The sequence below is a fragment of the Pseudomonas sp. RC3H12 genome (assembly GCF_018596375.1).
Lineage (GTDB): Bacteria > Pseudomonadota > Gammaproteobacteria > Pseudomonadales > Pseudomonadaceae > Aquipseudomonas.
The window spans coordinates 839,187-856,957 of sequence record NZ_CP075595.1; the positions used below are offsets into that span (position 1 = coordinate 839,187).

The 17,771-nt window shown below is 64.2% G+C and carries 20 protein-coding genes; 16 read left to right on the forward strand and 4 right to left on the reverse strand.

Going from position 1 to position 17,771, the window contains the following annotated elements; translation table 11 throughout:
- Positions 1 to 6 precede the first annotated feature (6 nt).
- The 8 genes from fabG to KHO27_RS03985 all read left to right on the forward strand — a co-directional run bounded on the left by fabG (position 7) and on the right by KHO27_RS03985 (position 7,005).
- Positions 7 to 747: a 3-oxoacyl-ACP reductase FabG gene (gene fabG, locus KHO27_RS03950; protein WP_214501237.1), complete on the forward strand. Its 741-nt coding sequence runs from the start codon at positions 7 to 9 to the stop codon at positions 745 to 747.
- Between the two features lie 203 nt (positions 748 to 950).
- Positions 951 to 1,187, forward strand: coding sequence for an acyl carrier protein (acpP, locus tag KHO27_RS03955; RefSeq protein WP_046856533.1), 237 nt, complete (start codon positions 951 to 953; stop codon positions 1,185 to 1,187).
- 154 nt (positions 1,188 to 1,341) lie between these two features.
- Positions 1,342 to 2,586, forward strand: a complete 1,245-nt coding sequence (gene fabF, locus KHO27_RS03960; RefSeq protein ID WP_046856532.1) for a beta-ketoacyl-ACP synthase II — start codon at positions 1,342 to 1,344, stop codon at positions 2,584 to 2,586.
- On the forward strand, positions 2,586 to 3,401 hold the full coding sequence (gene pabC, locus KHO27_RS03965) for an aminodeoxychorismate lyase (protein ID WP_214501238.1): 816 nt from the start codon (positions 2,586 to 2,588) through the stop codon (positions 3,399 to 3,401). Before fabF ends, pabC begins: the two co-directional genes overlap by 1 nt.
- Before the next feature lie 3 nt (positions 3,402 to 3,404).
- Entirely contained in the window at positions 3,405 to 4,580 is a 1,176-nt protein-coding gene (gene mltG, locus KHO27_RS03970; RefSeq protein ID WP_110703918.1) for an endolytic transglycosylase MltG, read from the forward strand.
- Entirely contained in the window at positions 4,577 to 5,209 is a 633-nt protein-coding gene (gene tmk / locus KHO27_RS03975; RefSeq protein ID WP_110703920.1) for a dTMP kinase, read from the forward strand. Before mltG ends, tmk begins: the two co-directional genes overlap by 4 nt.
- On the forward strand, positions 5,202 to 6,188 hold the full coding sequence (locus KHO27_RS03980; RefSeq protein WP_046856528.1) for a DNA polymerase III subunit delta': 987 nt from the start codon (positions 5,202 to 5,204) through the stop codon (positions 6,186 to 6,188). Before tmk ends, KHO27_RS03980 begins: the two co-directional genes overlap by 8 nt.
- A gap of 34 nt (positions 6,189 to 6,222) precedes the next feature.
- Complete coding sequence (locus tag KHO27_RS03985; protein ID WP_214501239.1) at positions 6,223 to 7,005, forward strand: TatD family hydrolase; 783 nt, start codon at positions 6,223 to 6,225, stop codon at positions 7,003 to 7,005.
- 247 nt (positions 7,006 to 7,252) lie between these two features.
- On the opposite strand, the gene KHO27_RS03990 is transcribed toward KHO27_RS03985, so the two are convergent.
- Entirely contained in the window at positions 7,253 to 8,386 is a 1,134-nt protein-coding gene (locus KHO27_RS03990) for an aminotransferase class V-fold PLP-dependent enzyme (RefSeq protein WP_110703924.1), read from the reverse strand.
- A 73-nt stretch (positions 8,387 to 8,459) separates the two neighbouring features.
- Between KHO27_RS03990 and KHO27_RS03995 the strand changes: the two genes are divergently transcribed.
- The 8 genes from KHO27_RS03995 (at position 8,460) to KHO27_RS04030 (ending at position 14,456) form a co-directional block, all read left to right on the forward strand.
- Entirely contained in the window at positions 8,460 to 9,095 is a 636-nt protein-coding gene (locus KHO27_RS03995; protein ID WP_023630645.1) for a TetR/AcrR family transcriptional regulator, read from the forward strand.
- Positions 9,096 to 9,223: 128 nt separating this feature from the next.
- Entirely contained in the window at positions 9,224 to 10,192 is a 969-nt protein-coding gene (locus KHO27_RS04000) for a GTP 3',8-cyclase MoaA (protein WP_214501240.1), read from the forward strand.
- Positions 10,193 to 10,258: 66 nt separating this feature from the next.
- A complete protein-coding gene (locus tag KHO27_RS04005) occupies positions 10,259 to 10,864 on the forward strand; it encodes a DUF4823 domain-containing protein (RefSeq protein WP_214501241.1) in 606 nt (201 codons plus the stop codon).
- An 11-nt stretch (positions 10,865 to 10,875) separates the two neighbouring features.
- Positions 10,876 to 11,436, forward strand: a complete 561-nt coding sequence (locus KHO27_RS04010) for a DUF1285 domain-containing protein (protein WP_111532699.1) — start codon at positions 10,876 to 10,878, stop codon at positions 11,434 to 11,436.
- A gap of 106 nt (positions 11,437 to 11,542) precedes the next feature.
- Positions 11,543 to 11,956: a GFA family protein gene (locus KHO27_RS04015; RefSeq protein WP_110703930.1), complete on the forward strand. Its 414-nt coding sequence runs from the start codon at positions 11,543 to 11,545 to the stop codon at positions 11,954 to 11,956.
- 73 nt (positions 11,957 to 12,029) lie between these two features.
- Positions 12,030 to 12,368, forward strand: a complete 339-nt coding sequence (locus tag KHO27_RS04020) for an FKBP-type peptidyl-prolyl cis-trans isomerase (RefSeq protein ID WP_102683576.1) — start codon at positions 12,030 to 12,032, stop codon at positions 12,366 to 12,368.
- 189 nt (positions 12,369 to 12,557) lie between these two features.
- Positions 12,558 to 13,220: a histidine phosphatase family protein gene (locus KHO27_RS04025; RefSeq protein ID WP_214501242.1), complete on the forward strand. Its 663-nt coding sequence runs from the start codon at positions 12,558 to 12,560 to the stop codon at positions 13,218 to 13,220.
- 45 nt (positions 13,221 to 13,265) lie between these two features.
- Positions 13,266 to 14,456, forward strand: a complete 1,191-nt coding sequence (locus KHO27_RS04030; RefSeq protein WP_214501243.1) for a D-amino acid dehydrogenase — start codon at positions 13,266 to 13,268, stop codon at positions 14,454 to 14,456.
- A 101-nt stretch (positions 14,457 to 14,557) separates the two neighbouring features.
- Here KHO27_RS04030 and KHO27_RS04035 read toward each other — a convergent pair whose 3' ends face one another.
- From KHO27_RS04035 to KHO27_RS04045, 3 genes are all read right to left on the reverse strand, one after another.
- Positions 14,558 to 15,286 (reverse strand): aspartate/glutamate racemase family protein, encoded by a 729-nt coding sequence (locus KHO27_RS04035; protein WP_110703939.1) that lies wholly within the window; start codon positions 15,284 to 15,286, stop codon positions 14,558 to 14,560.
- A gap of 17 nt (positions 15,287 to 15,303) precedes the next feature.
- Complete coding sequence (locus KHO27_RS04040; protein WP_102683572.1) at positions 15,304 to 16,839, reverse strand: NCS1 family nucleobase:cation symporter-1; 1,536 nt, start codon at positions 16,837 to 16,839, stop codon at positions 15,304 to 15,306.
- A gap of 466 nt (positions 16,840 to 17,305) precedes the next feature.
- Complete coding sequence (locus tag KHO27_RS04045) at positions 17,306 to 17,767, reverse strand: toxin-activating lysine-acyltransferase (RefSeq protein WP_094010635.1); 462 nt, start codon at positions 17,765 to 17,767, stop codon at positions 17,306 to 17,308.
- Positions 17,768 to 17,771 lie beyond the last annotated feature (4 nt).

A 17,771-nucleotide genomic window follows, 5' to 3' on the forward strand; every position in this document is an offset into this window, starting at 1 on the left:
GCTTGCATGAGCCTGCAAGGTAAAGTTGCACTGGTCACCGGCGCCAGCCGTGGTATCGGCCAGGCCATCGCCCTCGAACTGGGCCGCCAGGGCGCAACCGTGATCGGTACCGCCACCACCGCTTCGGGTGCCGAGCGTATCGCCGCCACCCTGAAGGAGCACGGCATCAACGGCACCGGCCTTGAGCTGAACGTCACCAGCGCCGAGTCCGTGGGCGCAGTGCTGGGCGCCATCGGCGAGCAGTTCGGCGCGCCGGCCATCCTGGTCAACAACGCCGGTATCACCCGCGATAACCTGATGCTGCGCATGAAGGATGATGAGTGGTTCGATGTGATCGACACCAACCTCAACAGCCTCTACCGTCTGTCCAAGGGCGTGCTGCGCGGCATGACCAAGGCGCGTTGGGGTCGTATCATCAGCATCGGTTCGGTGGTGGGTGCCATGGGCAACGCCGGCCAGGCCAACTACGCCGCCGCCAAGGCCGGCCTGGAAGGCTTCAGCCGGGCCCTGGCTCGTGAAGTGGGCTCGCGTGGCATCACCGTCAACTCGGTGACCCCGGGCTTCATCGACACCGACATGACCCGTGAGCTGCCAGAAGCGCAGCGCGAGGCCCTGCAGAAGGAAATTCCGCTGGGCCGCCTGGGCCAGGCCGAGGAAATCGCGAAAGTGGTTTCCTTCCTGGCTTCCGACGGCGCAGCCTATGTCACCGGCGCCACCGTGCCGGTGAACGGCGGGATGTACATGTAAAACCGCAACTCAATGTGACGGATTGCTTCAAAAAAGAGTCATACTCCGAGCCTAAAATCCGTTATAAAGCTGCAACCAGATTCCGGGCAGAGGGCCCGGTGACTTGGTGGAAGGCGCGTTACGCTTGAAAAGCAGGCGTCTTCCTATAAACTTGGTCACCGGCCAGCTGCCTGACATATGTCCATTAGGAGTGAAAACTAGGTATGAGCACCATCGAAGAACGCGTCAAGAAAATCGTCGCCGAGCAACTGGGCGTCAAGGCTGAGGAAGTCAAGAACGAATCTTCCTTCGTTGAGGACCTGGGTGCCGATTCGCTTGACACTGTTGAGCTGGTGATGGCTCTGGAAGAGGAATTCGAGACCGAAATCCCTGACGAAGAAGCCGAGAAGATCACTACCGTTCAAGCTGCTATCGACTACGTCAACGCCCACCAGGCCTAAGACGCTGTAGTCGACGCTTCTTGTCGGGAAAAACCGCACTGCCTTTGCCGGCGTGCGGTTTTTTCTTTGCGAGAGCCGGGGTTTGCTGCCATTCCATTCGCCATGGCAAGTGCACTGGCAAGAGACTCTGTTATTTGGAAATGAGGAGAGTACTGTGTCGCGTAGACGCGTCGTGGTCACTGGTATGGGTATGCTGTCGCCACTGGGTACCGATGTACCGAGCACCTGGCAGGGCATTCTGGCTGGCCGCAGTGGCATTGGTCCGATCGAGCATACGGATCTGTCTGCCTACTCCACCCGTTTTGGCGGCTCGGTGAAGGGCTTCGAAGTCGAGCAGTACCTGTCGGCCAAGGAGGCCCGCAAGCTCGACCTGTTCATTCAGTACGGCCTGGCGGCCGGTTTCCAGGCGGTGCGCAATGCCGGGCTGGAAGTCACCGATGCCAACCGTGAGCGCATCGGCGTGGCCATGGGTTCGGGGATCGGCGGCCTGACCAACATCGAGGAAACCAGCCGTACCCTGCATGAGCAGGGGCCGCGGCGGATTTCGCCGTTCTTCGTGCCGGGCTCGATCATCAACATGATCTCCGGCTTCCTGTCGATCCACCTGGGTCTGCAGGGTCCGAACTATGCAATCGCCACTGCCTGCACCACGGGCACCCACTGCATCGGCATGGCCGCGCGCAACATTGCCTACGGCGAAGCCGACGTGATGATTGCCGGTGGCGCCGAGATGGCCGCTTGCGGCCTGGGCATGGGCGGCTTTGGCGCGTCCCGCGCGCTGTCGACCCGCAACGACGAGCCGACCCGTGCCAGCCGTCCGTGGGACAAGGGCCGTGACGGCTTCGTGCTGTCCGATGGCGCCGGCGCCCTGGTGCTCGAAGAGCTGGAGCACGCCAAGGCCCGCGGCGCGACCATCTACGCCGAGCTGGTTGGTTTCGGCATGAGCGGTGACGCCTACCACATGACTTCGCCACCCGATTCCGGCGAAGGCGCTGCCCGTTGCATGGCCAACGCCCTGCGCGATGCCGGTATCCAGCCGCAAGAGGTCAGCTATATCAACGCCCACGGCACCTCGACGCCGGCTGGCGACGTGGCTGAAGTGGCTGCGATCAAGCGGGTGTTCGGCGAGCATGCCTACAAGCTGGCAGTGAGTTCGACCAAGTCGATGACTGGCCACCTGCTCGGCGCTGCCGGTGCGGTGGAGGCGATCTTCAGCGTCCTGGCGATCAACAGCCAGATGGCGCCGCCGACCATCAACCTGGATGAGCCGGACGAAGGCTGCGACCTGGACTTCGTGCCGCACCAGGCGCGTAGCATGCCGATCGACGTGGTGCTGTCCAACTCCTTCGGCTTTGGTGGTACCAACGGTTCGCTGGTGTTCCGCCGGTTCGCCGGCTGATGCTCAGCTGGATCGATGGCCAGGACGCGGCTGCGGTCAATCTGCAGAACCGTGGCCTGGCCTACGGCGATGGCCTGTTCGAGACCATCGCCGTGCGCGGCGGCAGGCCCAGCCTGCTCGCGCAGCATCTCGACCGCCTGGCGCTGGGGTGCCAGCGCCTGGCGATCGAAGTCGACCTGACGCTGGTTCGCAATGAACTGTTGCAATTCGCCCGGCAACTGGGCGAAGGCGTTGCCAAGCTGATCCTGACCCGCGGCGACAGCCAGCGCGGCTATGCCCCGCTGGCTGGTGCGCAGGCGCGGCGTATCCTGCAAGGCGGCCCCTTGCCGGCCTATCCGACGCAGCATGCCGAGTTCGGCGTGCGGCTGTTCCCCTGTGAGACGCGCCTTGCGGAACAACCGCTGCTGGCCGGGCTCAAACACCTCAACCGCCTCGAGCAGGTGCTGGCCCGTGCCGAATGGCAGGACAGCGCGTTTGCCGAAGGCTTGATGCGTGACGCCCAAGGAAGGGTGATCGAAGGGGTGTACAGCAACCTGTTCCTGGTGCGTGATGGCGTACTGTTCACCGCCGACCTGAGCCGTTGCGGCGTGGCCGGGGTGATGCGCGCGGCATTGCTGGAACAGGCTGCGCTGCTGGGTATCCCCACGCAGGTGCGGGACTTGCCGATGGAGGCGCTGAAGCAGGCCGACGAGGTATTCGTCTGCAACAGTGTCTACGGCATCTGGCCCGTGCGTGAATTCGCCGCGCTGAACTGGCCGGCAGGGCCGCTCACCCGTAAACTGCAGGCCGTTGCCCGTACGTTACTGGATACCTGATTCGTGAGACGCAAATTCCTGCTGCTGCTGGAAATGAGCTTGATCCTCGCCGGCCTGGCATTGGGCTGGGCCGCCTGGAAGGTCAACTCGGTCCTGGAGCAGCCGCTGCAAGTGGCACAGGAGCGCATGCTCGACGTGCCCAATGGCACGACGCCAAACCGTATGTTCTACCGGATGCAAGGCGAAGGCCTGCTTGATGACCCGCTGTGGCTGCGTCTGTACTGGCGCTTCAACATGGCCGGCACGGCGCTGCACACCGGTGAATACCGCCTGACCCCGGGCATGACCGTGGGGCAGTTGTTCGATGCCTGGAAGCGTGGCGATGTGGTGCAGTACAACCTCACCCTCGTCGAGGGCTGGACCTTCCGCCAGGTGCGCGCCGCGGTGGCGAAGCATGAAAAGCTCAAGCACACCCTCGAAGGCCTGTCCGATACCGAGGTGATGGACAAGCTTGGTCATACCGGCGTGTTCCCCGAGGGCCGTTTCTTCCCTGACACCTATCGCTTCGTGCGCGGCATGAGCGATGTCGAGTTGTTGCAGCAGGCCTACATGCGCCTGGACGAAGTGCTGGCCAAGGAATGGGCCGAGCGTAGCACCGACCTGCCGTATCGCGACCCGTACCAGGCGCTGATCATGGCCTCGCTGGTGGAGAAGGAAACCGGCATTCCCCAGGAGCGCGGGCAGATCGCCGGGGTGTTCGTGCGGCGCATGCGCCTGGGCATGATGCTGCAGACCGACCCCACCGTGATCTACGGCATGGGCGAGCGCTACAACGGCAAGATCACCCGCGCCGACCTGCGTGAGCCGACGCCCTACAACACCTACACCATGACCGGCCTGCCGCCGACGCCGATCGCCATGGTCGGGCGCGAGGCAATCCATGCCGCGCTGAACCCAAGCGATGGCTCGAGCTTGTACTTCGTCGCCCGTGGCGACGGCAGCCATGTGTTCTCCGATGACCTGGACGATCACAACAGCGCGGTGCGCGAGTTCCAGATCAAGCGGCGGGCGGATTACCGTTCGAGCCCTGCGCCGCAGGCAGAACCGACGACGCCCGAACCGCAGACGACGCCTGACGCCGCCCCTGCGCCCGCACCTGAAAGCGACGCGCCGGCCCCCACTGATGAATCCGCGCCGGCTGATACGTCGGTGCCAGTAGACCCTAAGGAACGCTCGTGAGCGGCTTGTTTATCACCCTGGAAGGCCCCGAAGGCGCGGGCAAGAGCACCAATCGTGAGTATCTGGCGGCGCGCCTGCGCGAGCAGGGCGTCGATGTGGTCATGACCCGCGAGCCCGGTGGTACACCGCTGGCCGAGCGCATCCGTGAACTGCTGCTGGCGCCGAGCGAGGAGCGCATGGCGGTCGACACCGAGCTGCTGCTGATGTTCGCCGCTCGCGCCCAGCACCTGGCCGAAGTGATCTGCCCGGCGCTGGCCCGTGGTGCCGTGGTGCTGTGCGATCGGTTCACCGACGCCACCTACGCCTACCAGGGCGGCGGCCGCGGTCTTTCGGTAGAGCGTATCGCCATCCTGGAGAGCTTTGTACAGGGCGAGCTGCGCCCGGACCTCACCCTGGTCTTCGACCTGCCTGTGGAGGTCGGCCTGGCCCGCGCTGCGGCCCGTGGCCGGCTGGATCGCTTCGAGCAGGAGGGCCAGGCCTTCTTCGAGGCGGTGCGCCAGGCCTACCTGCAGCGCGCAGGCCAGCAGCCACAGCGCTATCGCCTGCTGGACGCCGCGCAGCCCTTGAGCGCGGTGCAGCAGGCCATCGACGCCCTGGTGCCGGGCATCCTGGAGCGTTGCCGTGGCTGAGGCCTACCCCTGGCAGCAGGCGCTCTGGCAGCAACTGGCCGGGCGTGCCCAACACGCCCACGCCTACCTGCTGCACGGCCCCCAGGGCATCGGCAAGCGGGCCCTGGCCGAACGCCTGATGGCGCGGCTGTTGTGCCAGCAGCCACAGGGTCTGGATGCCTGCGGCCAGTGCAAGTCGTGCCTGTTGCTCAAGGCCGGCAGCCACCCGGACAACTTCGTGCTGGAGCCGGAGGAGGCCGACAAGCCGATCAAGATCGACCAGGTGCGTGAACTGGTGTCGTTCGTGGTGCAGACTGCCCAGCAGGGCGGGCGCAAGGTGGTGCTGATCGAGCCGGTGGAGGCAATGAACATCAATGCCTCCAACGCCTTGCTCAAAAGCCTGGAGGAGCCCTCCGGCGACACCGTGCTGTTGCTGGTCAGCCATCAGCCCAGCCGCCTGCTGCCAACCATCAAGAGTCGCTGCCAGCAGGTCGCCTGCCCGCAGCCAAGCCTGGAACAGAGCCGTGCCTGGCTGGCCGGCGCGCTCGAAGGCAGCGACGAACAGGAGCGCGAAGAGCTGCTGACCTTGGCCGCGGGTTCGCCGCTGATGGCGGTCAGCCTGCAGGCCCAGGGCGTGCGTGAGCAGCGGGCGCTGGTTACCGAAGGGGTGAAGAAGCTGCTCAAGCAGCAGCAGTCGCCTACCCAACTGGCCGAAGCCTGGAACACGGTGCCCCTGTTGCTGCTGTTCGACTGGTTCTGCGACTGGTCGCACCTGATCCTGCGTTATCAGCTGACCCAGGACGAAGAGGGTTTAGGCTTGCCCGACATGCGCAAGGTGTTGCAGTACCTGGCGCAGAAGAGCCGCCAGGCCAAGGTGCTGGAGGTCCAGGCGTGGATTCTCGAGCAGCGCCAGAAGGTGCTGGGCAAGGCCAACCTCAATCGTGTACTGCTGCTCGAAGCGTTGCTCGCCCACTGGGTGCAGCTGCCGGGCATGCGTTGATTTCCACCGCTCCCCTAATGTGTGTCGTGTTCCTATGCTCGTAGATTCCCATTGCCACCTCGACCGTCTCGATCTCAGTGCCCACCAGGGTTCCCTCGACACCGCCCTGCAGGCGGCCCGCGCGCGTGGGGTGGGGCATTTCCTGTGCATTGGCGTCAGTGCCGAGAATGCTGGTGCGGTCAAGGCGTTGAGCGAGCGTTACGCCGATGTCGACTGCTCGGTGGGCGTGCATCCGCTCGACCTGGCGCCCGGTGAGACGCCGGCCCTGGAGTGGCTGTTGCGTGAACTGGCCCACCCGCACGTGGTGGCCATTGGCGAAACGGGCCTGGACTACCACTACGAGCCGGAAGCCGCCGAGTTGCAGCAGGCTTCGTTCCGCCTGCACCTGGAAGCCTCCCGGCAGACTGGCAAGCCGGTCATCGTGCACACCCGTGCGGCGCGTGAGGACACCCTGGCGCTGCTGCGCGAGGCCAGCCTGCCCCAGGCCGGCGTGCTGCACTGCTTCACCGAGGACTGGCCGATGGCCAAGGCCGCGCTGGACCTGGGCTACTACATCTCGTTGTCCGGCATCGTCACCTTCCGCAATGCCGATGCCCTGCGCGAGGTGGCCCGGCAGGTGCCGGTGGACCGCCTGCTGGTGGAAACCGACTCGCCGTACCTGGCGCCCATCCCGCACCGCGGCAAACCGAACCTGCCGCAGTATGTGCGGGAAGTGGCCGAGTACGTGGCGTCGTTGCGCGGTGTGAGCTACGAGCAATTGGCCGCGCAGACCACGGGGAATTTCAAGCGCTTGTTCCCGCTGGCGCGGGTGGCCTGAGGCCTCTGCGCAGCCCCCCAAGCTTGAGGCCCGGACAAAAAAAACCCGGGTTCTGGGGGGGGAATCCGGGTTAAGACCATTAGGAGTAAAACAAAGGTACACGGTCCCTGGGCACCTTTATCGGCGCGCCACTTGGGGGGGATGTGCCGCGCCAACACTTCAAGTATTGGCCAGGATTGGCGTGCTGCCAGCGGCTGCTGATCGTTTTTTAAACAGATTTGGAATACGTAGGCAGCGCCTTGCGCGATCAATGCATTGCCAATTGGCGGATCTGGCGCAGTACTTCGTCGATCAGGCGCTGGTCAGTGTAGAAATGTGGGGAAAATCGCACGCCAGGGCCTCGCAAGGCGCAAATTACCCCGTTATTGCTCAGGGCTCGATAAATGTCGACGTTGGCCTGGCCGTCAATGCTGAAGTTGACTATCCCTGCCCGGCGTGAAGGGTCAGCAGGGCTGTGCACCTGCACGCCGGGGATCGCCAGTAAACCTTGATGCAGTTGCTCGACCCGCAGCTCCAACTGTTCGGCGACCAGCGCCATGCCCACGTCTTCCAGCAGTGACAGGCTCGCTTCCAGCGCGCAGGCGCCGAGCATGTTCGGGCTGCCGCATTCGAAGCGCCGCGCGCTGCGTGCCGGTTGCCACTCGCGGCGCTCGAAGTCGCCGAGGTGTTCCAGCATGTGCCAGCCGTAGGCGTGCAGTTTCAACTGCCTGCGCAGTTCGCTACGGCAATAGAACACGCCCAGCCCCTCTGGGCCGAGCATCCACTTGTGGCCGTCGGCCATGGCGAAGTCGCACTGATAACGCTGTACATCGAAGGGCAGGGCGCCCACCTGCTGGATCGCGTCGATGCACAACAGCACGCCGCGCTGACGGCAGGCGACGCCGAGGCGCGCCAGGTCCAGGCGCAAGCCGCTGGCGAACTGCACGGCGCTGACCGAGAGCAGCCGAGCCCGTGGACCGCAGGCGGCGAGCAACGCCGCTTCCGGATCGGCGCCGGCCAGGTTCGCCTCGACCACCTCGACGCCATGGTTGGCCAGCGCTTGCCAGACCACGCGGTTGGAGGGGAACTCCTCGTCGCTGATGACGACCTGGTCGCCGGGCTGCCAGTCCAGGCCAAAGGCCACCAGCGACAGCGCCTGCGAGGTATTGCCCACCAGGGCGATATCACCGCTGGTGGGGGCATTGAGCAGGCGTGCCAGGCGTTCGCGCAGGCGTCGCTCAGTGGCCAGCCAGGCCGGATAAGCGCTGGCACCCAGGCGTACATTGTCACGGGCGAAGCTTGCCACGGCCTCGGCGGCCCGGCGTGGCCAGGGGCCTATTGCCGCGTGGTTCAGGTAACACAGGCCCGGGGCCTGCTCGAACTCATCAAGAAACACAGACATGGTTGGAAGATCCGTGCATTTTGCCGCCAGTTAGGCATAATAATCCGCTTCGATTGTCATCCCAGTCCTTCTTATGCAGAAAGAACCTCGCAAGGTCCGTGAGTTTCGCCGTCGCGAACAAGAGATCCTCGACACGGCGCTCAAGCTGTTTCTCGAACAAGGTGAAGACAGCGTCACCGTCGAGATGATCGCCGACGCCGTGGGTATCGGCAAAGGCACGATCTACAAGCACTTCAAGTCCAAGGCGGAGATCTACCTGCGCCTGATGCTCGACTACGAGCGCGACCTGAACGCGCTGCTGCACTCGGCTGACGTCGACCGCGACAAGGAAGCCCTGTCGCGCGCCTACTTCGAGTTCCGCATGCGTGACCCGCAGCGTTACCGGCTGTTCGACCGCCTGGAAGAAAAGGTGGTCAAGGGCAACCAGGTGCCGGAAATGGTCGAGCAGTTGCACAGCATCCGTGCTTCCAACTTCGACCGCCTCACGCAATTGATCAAGGGGCGCATCAGCGAGGGCAAGCTCGAGGACGTACCGCCTTACTTCCATTATTGCGCAGCCTGGGCCTTGGTCCATGGCGCCGTGGCGCTGTATCACTCGCCGTTCTGGAGCAATGTGCTCGAGGATCAGGAAGGCTTCTTCCAGTTCCTCATGGACATCGGCGTGCGCATGGGCAACAAGCGCAAGCGCGATCCGGAAGGCGCGAACTAAAGCCCTCGCAAGATGCCTGTCGACCTTCGCCAGGCATCCTCGCTTCAAGGCTTCGACAGGAAGGCTTGCAAAAACCTGATTTTTGAGTCAGGTTTTGCCGGCCCGATTCATCCATGCCGGAGTCATCCATGATCGTCGATCGTCAAGGCAGGCGCTTTCGCAACCTGCGCGTCAGCCTGACTGCTGCCTGCAACTATGCCTGCACCTACTGCGTGCCTGACGGCAAGCGCCTGGTGGCAGCGCAGGACGAGCTCACGGCGGATGCCCTGGCCCGCGGCGTGGCGTACCTGGTCGAGGCGGCCGGGGTGGAGCGGCTGCGCATCACCGGTGGCGAGCCGCTGGTGAGCCCACGACTTGAGGCCTTCCTCGGCGCGGTGGCCGGGCTGGGCCTCGAGGACATCAGCCTGACCACCAACGGCCAGTTGCTCGCCCGCAAGCTCCCGCTGCTGCGCGACGCAGGTATCCGCCGGCTCAACGTCTCGCTCGACACCCTCGATGCCACGGCCTTTCGCCGTATCGCCCGCGGCGGCGACCTGGCCAGCGTGCTGACGGGCATGGCCCAGGCCAGTGACGCGGGGATGGCGATCAAGGTCAACATGGTGCCCATACGCGGGCAGAACCTCGACCAGGTGCTGCCGCTGCTCGACTATTGCCTTGAGCGCGGCTACGAGCTGCGTTTCATCGAGCTGATGCGCATGGGCCACCTGGCGCGTGATGGCAACGCCTTCCTGCAGCAGTTCGTAGGCCTGGAGCAACTGTTGGCGCTGATCGGGCAGTCCCATGCCTATGAACAGGCGCCACGCCCGTTGGATGCCACGGCCTTGCGCTATCGCATTCCCGGCAAAGGTCATTTCGGGGTGATCGCCAACGAGAGCGTGCCATTCTGCCGCAGTTGTTCGCGCCTGCGCCTGTCGTCCACCGGTTGGCTGCATGGTTGCCTGTCGTCGAGTAACCGTCATTTTGTCGGGGACCTGCTCGACAAGCCCCGTCATCAAGCGCTTCCGGCATTGCAGCGGTTATTGGTAAAGGCCCTGGCGGACAAGCAGGATGTGGCATTTTCCGGCGATGTGATGGTGATGAAGGTGATCGGCGGCTGACTCTGGCGCAAAAGCTGCATCCTGCGGCTATTCGCCGGTTTTTCGTCACCGGTTTCTGGAGGAAAGATGCGTAGCCTGGTCTTGCTGCTGGCGCTGATGGCGTTGGGCGGCTGCATGAATGTCAGCGATATGGGCGAGGGCGTCCGTTACCACATGAGTGATGCGGGCCTGCTGGATCACAGCGACACCACCCGTACCCTGTCGATCCGCCTGCAGCCGGACTCGTTCATCTTCATCGGCCAGGGCGCCTTCGTGCCACCGGGCAAGGGGCCGGTGCCACGGCAGAACGCAGTGGCCGAGGAGGCCTTCAAGAGTTTCGTCGAATACTTCCCGCTGGTGCGCCGTGCCCAAGGCCCGCTGGGGCTGGAGGACGCAATCGCCGAGGCCCGTTCGGTCGGCGCCGATTACGTGCTGTACACCCGTTTCGCCCGCACCGACGACCGTATAGGCAACGGTAACGAATGGTATGACGAGCAGGCCGTCGACCGCCTGGGCTGGGACCGTGGCGTGGTACAGATGATGTTGATCGAGACCAGCACCCGTTATCTGATCGATACGGCGCGGATCAAGAGCCGCGGCGGTTTGTTGACGTTCCACGACAACACGCCACAGGATTTGCTTGCCGCGCCAATGCGCGAGTACGCTCGTAGCCTCCTGGGCATGAGCAACTGAGCGAGCGAGTCATGAGCGATTCCGGCAAGGCCAGCGATCTGCTGGCGCAGATCCCCGCGCACAAAGGGCTGCCCCCGGTGCACCTGTGGAACCCGGATTTCTGCGGCGACATCGACATGCGCATCGCGCGTGACGGCACCTGGTACTACCTGGGCACGCCGATTGGCCGCAAGCCCATGGTGCGGCTGTTCTCCACCATCATTCGCCGCGATGGCGACGACTACTTCCTGGTCACGCCGGTGGAGAAGGTCGGTATCACGGTGGATGACGCGCCGTTCGTGGCTGTGCTGCTCGACGTGCAGGGCAGTGGCGAGCAGCAGGTATTGCGCTTCACCAGCAACGTCGAGGACCAGGTCGAGGCCGGGCCGGACCATCCGCTGCGGGTCGAGCTCGATCCGGTCACCCAAGAGCCTTCGCCCTATGTACTGATGCGCGGCAATCTCGAGGCGCTGGTCCATCGCAACGTGTTCTACCAGCTGGTGGAACTGGCGGTGCCGCGCGAGATCGACGGGGAGGAATGGCTTGGGGTTTGGAGCCGGGGCACGTTCTATCCGATTGGGCGTGCTGCCTGACGATGGCTTGTCGGGGCCGCCCAGCCCCATCGACACGCGTTCTTGCTCTTGACCGGCCGGACCCTATACTCCAAGTCCCCAAGAACAACAGCAAGGAGCCCGGGCTATGTCACTGGAAAAGCAAGGCAGTTGCCTGTGCGGCAAAACCCGACTGAGTGTCACGCTCGAGAATAACCATGTCAGCGCTTGCCATTGCAGCATGTGCCGCAAATGGACCGGCGGCCCGCTGCTGGCAGTGCAATGCGCCAAGCCCCCGACCATCGAAGGCCCGGCCCCCATCGCCTATGACTCCTCTCCCTGGGCCCAGCGCGGCTTCTGCGGCCAGTGCGGCACGCACCTGTTCTACCGCCTGAAAGAGAGCGACCTGTACGTCGTACCGGTCGGCCTGCTGGATGGCGAGCAAGACTGGAGCTTCACCGAGCAGATATTCGTCGACGAACAGCCCGCCTGGTATTGCTTCAAGAACGAGACCCGGCACCTCACCGGTCAACAGGTCTTTGACCAGTTCGCCCCCACCTGACACCGCCCGCCTTGCCAAACCTGCGCATTCCTGAGAAAACGGCGCCACGAAAAACCGCTTCGAGGAACCTGCCATGAGCAGTGAGCTGCACGTAATCGATCTACAGGAAGGCGACGGCAAGGCCGTGGTCAAGGGTGCGCTGATCACCACCCAGTACCGTGGCACCCTGGCTGACGGCCGTGAATTCGATTCTTCCTGGGCACGCGGCAAACCGTTTCAGTGCGTCATCGGTACCGGCCGGGTGATCAAGGGCTGGGACCAGGGCCTGATGGGCATGCGCGTGGGTGGCAAGCGCAAGCTGCAGGTACCGGCGCACCTGGGTTATGGCGAACGCTCGGTCGGTGCGATTCCGCCGAATTCGGACCTTACGTTCGAGATCGAATTGCTGGAAGTGCTGACCCGCGACGATTGAACCGCCTGTAATACTTCAGCAACACCGATGCGCTAAGGTGCTGATTGTCCAAGGAAGGTATGTGCAGTCATGGAGGAACCAAACGGGCCGCAGGCACTCTGAGCCTCACTCGCTGCCAAGGATGGCAATCACGACAGGGACATGTGGCGGGGCAACCCGATATCCAGTGCCACATAGAGCCCGCCCTGTATGAAGCTGCCAGCCTTCCTTCGCCGTCGCCGCCACTTGCTGTTGAGCCTGACGCTCGTCGCCGCCGCCGTGCCGCTGGCCCTGGATGTGGTCGAAAGCCGGGCGCAACCGGTCGACGGGACCCAGACCCTGGTGTTCCTGCGTCACGCCGAGAAACCCGGCGAGGGTCTCGGGCAGTTGAACTGCCAGGGCTTGAACCGGGCCCTGGACCTGGCGACCCTGTTGCCCGAGCGTTTCGGTGATGCCGACTACGTCTTCGCCGCCAACCCTTCACGAGGTGTCGAGGAGGGCAGCCAGGATGAGCGCTACAGTTATATCCGCCCGCTGATGACCATCAGCCCCGCCGCCATCCGCCTCGGTTTGCCGGTCAATATCGACTACGGCGCCAACGACACAGCCGCGCTGGCCGATGAACTGCTCAGTGACAAGTACCGCAATGCGACGGTCTACACGGCCTGGTCACGGGGGTATCTGCCGGAGCTGATCAACACCGTGGCCGGCAAGGCCCTGGGTGAAGACCGGGTGCTCACCGAGGACTGGCACCGCGACGATTTTGACTCCCTGTACGTGCTCACGCTGACCTGGCGCGATGGCAAGGCGACCCTGCTCAGCCGTAGCGTGCGCCAGGGCCTGGATAACGGCGAGGCTGGCTGCCCGACCTGAGCTGCTGTTACTGTCTGGCTTTCTGGGCCGGGCAGGGATGTGCCGATGGAGCGGGTAACGGTGATCGGTGGCGGCGTGGTCGGGCTGGCCACGGCCTATGCACTGGTGCGCGAAGGCTGGCAGGTCGACCTGGTCGAAGCTCGCGATAGCTTGGCCAGCGCGACCAGCTTCGCCAATGGTGGGCAGTTGTCATATCGCTACGTGGCGCCGCTGGCCGATGCCGGGGTGCCATGGCAAGCGCTGGGCTGGCTGTTGCGCGGCGATTCGCCGCTACGTCTGCGGCTACGTTTGGACACCGCGCAGTGGCGCTGGCTGGCGGCCTTCGTCATGGCCTGCCGTACCCGGGTCAATCGGCGCAATGCCGCCCAGTTGCTGGATCTGGCCTTGCAAAGCCAGGCCGTACTCGCCCGCTGGCGTGAAGAGAACGGCCTCGATGGCTTCGCCTGGCGACGCAATGGCAAGCTGGTCGCGTTTCGAACACAGCGTGCATTCGAGCACGGCCGCCAACACTTGCTGGATCCCGACACGCAACGGGTCCTGAATGCCGCCGAGCTACGCGGGCTCGACCCGGCGCTTGCCGAAGCTCCTTTCGTGGGCGGCGTGTTCACTGCGCACGAGGAGGTCGCCGACTGCCACCGCTTCTGCCTGCGCCTGGCCGAACGGCTGCAGGCGTCAGGGCAATGCCGGTTGCTGCTGGGGCGGCCGGTGACCCGGCTGATAGCGCGCGACGAGCGTGTGGTCGCGCTGGAGCTGGGCGGTGAAAGGCTGGAGGTGCAGCGCCTGGTGCTCAGCGCCGGGCACCGTAGCGTCGGCCTGGCCTTGCCAGGCTTGCACCTGCCGGTCTACCCATTGAAGGGCTACAGCCTGACCGCGCCGGTCGTTGCCACGCACCGGGCGCCCGAGGTGAGCATCACCGACTACGAACGCAAGATTGTCTATGCCCGGTTGGAGGATCAACTGCGGGTGGCGGCGATGGTGGACATCGTCGGTTATGACGAGGCGGTGGATGCCGGCAGGCTCGCGAGCATGCGCCGGTTGGCCCGCGAGACCCTGCCGCAGGCCGCTGATTACGGACAGGCGGTGGAGTGGGCTGGGATGCGGCCGGCGACGCCGACCGGGGTGCCGATCATCGAGGCCACGCGGTATCGCAACCTGTGGCTGAACCTGGGGCATGGCGCGCTGGGGTTCACCTTGGCGTGTGGCAGTGGCGAGCGACTGGCACGGCTGTTGCGCTGACGAAACTGACCCTATCGCCGGCAAGCCGGCTCCCACAAGGGCTGCAGTGTCCTGTGGGAGCCGGCTTGCCGGCGATAGGGCCTAAGCAGGCGCCGAGTCTCTCAGCGCCCGAAGCGCATCGGCCAGCCCACCACCTTCTTCGCCCTCGGCGTGGCATAGGTACGCACCTTGGAGGTGCTCAGCCCCATCCGCACCAGCGATTCAGCGATGGTCACCGCCGCGCTCACGCCGTCCACCACCGGCACCCCGGTGCGCTGGCGAATCTGCTCGTCGAGCCCAGCCATGCCGCCGCAACCCAGGCAGATCACTTCGGCCTTGTCCTCGCGCACGGCGCGCTCGGCCTGCTCGACGATGGCTTCCACCGCACGCCGTGGATCGGCTTCCAGCTCCAGCACCGCCAGGCCGCTGGCGCGCACCGAGGCGCAGCGCTCGTATAGCCCGGACAGTTTCAGGCGGTCCTCGATCAACGGCACGGTGCGGTCCAGGGTGGTCACCACCGAGTAGGCGTGGCCCAGGTACATGGCAGTGCTGGCGGCGGCATCGGTGATGTCCACCACCGGCACCTCCAGCAGTTCCTGCAGGCCTTCGCGGCCATGCTCGCCGTAGCCGGCCTGGATCACGGCGTCAAACGGCTGGTCGTAGGCCAGCACCCGGTCCATCACCGCGATGGCGGCCAGGTAGCTTTCGAAATTGCCCTCCACCGACTCGGCGCCGAACCACGGGGTCAGGCCGACGATCTCGGTGCCGGGCGCGGCCACGCTGCGCGCCTGTTCGGCAATTGCTTCGGTGATGGCGGCGGTGGTGTTGACGTTGGCGATCAGAATACGCATGACGGATCTCCCTGAATTCAGTGGCTGCTGTGGTCGACGGCGATGCATTCACCGCTGACGTCGTGGTACTGGACATGGCGCGGCGCGATCAGCAGGTACACGGCGGCGGCGATACCGGCACCGATCAGCCACGAGAACGGCGCGACGCTTTGGAAGTTGGGCACCAGGGCCAGGACGATGGCCAGCAGCGCGGCGGGGATGAATGCCGCCACGGCGCGCAGGTTGATGCCCTTGGTGTAGTGATAGGCGCCGGCGGGGTTCTCGCTGTACAGCTCGGGCACATTGATGCGGCCCCTGCGCAGCAGCCAGTAGTCGGCCATGATCACTCCGTACAGCGGGCCGAGCAGGGCGCCGAGGCCGGAGAGGAAGTACACGATCACCAGCGGGCTGTTGTACAGGTTCCACGGCAGGATCAGCACCGCCAGGGTGGCGCTGATCAGCCCGGCGCGGCGGAAGTTCAGATGCCGCGGCGCCAGGTTGCTGAGCACGAAGGCCGGGGCGACGAAGTTGGCCATGATGTTCACCGCCACGGTGACGATCAGGAAGGCCAGGCAACCGAGCACCAGGAACGCGGTGTTGGGGATGCTGGCGACGATCTGCGTCGGGCTGTCGATGATCTGGCCGTTGATCTGGAACTGCGCGCCGCACAGCACCACCGTGATCGCCGCGAACACCAGGATGTTCACCGGCAGGCCCCAGAAGTTGCCGACGCGGATGGTCTTGCGGCATGGCGAGCTGCGGGCGAAGTCGCAGAAGTTGAGCACCAGGGTGCCGTAGATCGCCAGCCACAACGCGCCGCCGGCGAAGATGTTGCGCCACATCTCGTAGCCGCTCAGCGGCTCGGCCACCGACCAGGCGATGCGCGCATCGGCCTTGAAGTACATGAACACGGCGAGGCTGGCCACGGTGAGCAGGATCACCGGTCCGGCGAACGCCTCGTAGCGGCGCACCATTTCCATGCCGTAGGCGAGGATCACCAGCTGCACCAGCCAGATCGCCACGAAGCACACCCAGCCCAGGCTCGACAGGCCGAGGATGCTGTCGTGATCGAAGGCCGCCACCTGCGGCCACACCGCGGTCAGCAGCACACGCAGCACCACCGAGGCCAGGTAGGTCTGGATGCCGAACCAGGCGATGGCGATCACCGCGCGGATCAGCGCCGGGATCTGCGCGCCGTGGATACCAAAGGCGATACGGCTGATCACCGGGAACGGCACGCCGGTCTTCTGCCCCATGTAGCCGGACAGGTTCATGAAGAAGTACACCAGCGCCGCGCCGATCGCCAGCGACAGCAGGATCTGCCAGCCGCCCAGGCCGAGGGCGAACAGCCCCATGGCGAACGAGTAGTTGGCGATGTTGTGCACATCGTTGGTCCAAAGCGCGAAGATGCTGTAGCCGCCCCAACGGCGGCCCGCAAGTTTGGTCGGGGCGAGGTCGCGGTTGTGCAGGCGTGGGCTTAGTTCGAGGTCGGCCGGGTGGCCTTCGAGGCTGGTGGTCGAGGGATGGGTGCTGGCAACGGAAAGTTCAGGGGCAAGGGGGAGGCTGCTACTCATTCCGGCGGCTCCTGATGCGCGTGACTGCGATGAGCGGGCGCTGGCGCACGGGCTCGCCATCTCGTCGGTGCAGGCGTTGGCATCACTGGGTTCTGGGCGCAACGGCCGCCGATGGGGCGGCGCTGCGAGTTCTTGTGTATTTATGTTTTGTTGAATTTGTATACAAAACACGAACACACAAAAGCCAGTTCCATGCCAGACGGAATCGGAGTGCGGTGTAGCTTTTATTTCGAATCGATCTAATTGGTAGGTAAGTTAATGAAAGTAGTCGATTATAAACTGACCGAATGAACAGGTTTAAAATTTATGATGTTGAATTAGTTGATCATTTGGTCAAATTTTATAGCGATTGATGTGTAACTTATTGGGGCGTTACCTTGTGAAAGTGCACACAAAAATGGCACCAATGGTGACGTTTGTGTGTACAACTATTTATGCGAGTGGATCCTTTTTCCGGCCAGGACATTCATGTCCTGCAGCTTCCAACGCGCCGGATCGAATAGTCAGCGCGTCTGCGTGCCCAGGAAATCTGGCTGACGCCGGCTTCGCGCAAATGCTTCCGGAACATGGCAAGCGCTTCCTTGACAGCGCCGCCAGGGAAGCAGAAATCGATCACCCAGGCCCGTCCCCCCTCATTCCACTCGCTGGGGTGCAACAGGAAATTCGGGTCCTGCACAAAGCGTTGTTCGGTATCGGGCGCCAGGTGCGCCCAGATGAGAAAACCTCGGGGGGTAGATGACGAGTCGAAGAGCATGATGATCTGTGCGTGCTCGATAGCGGGTGCGAGCCAGTAGTACAACGTGCGTATCTGGAAGCTTGAAGAGCGTCGGCAGCAGGCCATGACCATGGCCGCATGGCCCAACATCGCCGCCTTGTCATTGAGCTTGGTATCCCGGCAGTTGGTCTGCAGGTTGTAATGTCTGGTCATCTTT